Below are 405 nucleotides of genomic sequence, written 5' to 3'. Positions count from 1 at the left end.
GGATGACGATGTCGAACTGCCCGTCGGTCAGTTCGGCGTCCGGCGCGATCATCATGCCACCGCCGAAGAACTTTCCATTGGCCACCGCCACCAGCGCCATGCGCGCTTCGACCGGGGCGCCGTCGTCGACGGTAATCCTGACGTCCTGGAAGCGGTAGCGGATGAACTCGACCACGGTGCGCCACAGGAACAGCGCCTTGGCCGACATCCTGCCCTTGCGCTTGTCGGCATTGACGGCGCGGTCGGTGGCGCCGGAAAGCCCCAGACTGGCGATGTTGATGAAGTGCCGGCTGGCCAGCGCGCCGTGATCGTCGATGTAGCAGATGCGCCCGGCATCGACCTTGCGGGGCGTGGCTTCGGCGATCCGCTTCAGCACGGCATCGACCTTTTTCGGCAGCCCTAGCC

1 pseudogene is annotated in these 405 nt (G+C 65.9%); it reads right to left on the bottom strand.

Going from position 1 to position 405, the window contains the following annotated elements:
* A pseudogene (locus EOD07_RS37350) lies at window positions 1–405 on the bottom strand (diacylglycerol kinase family lipid kinase); the annotation flags it as partial.

Source organism: Mesorhizobium sp. M2C.T.Ca.TU.002.02.1.1, from assembly GCF_003997225.1.
The sequence above is the reverse complement of the archived record's forward strand: the minus strand, read 5'-3'. Positions and strand labels throughout refer to the sequence as shown.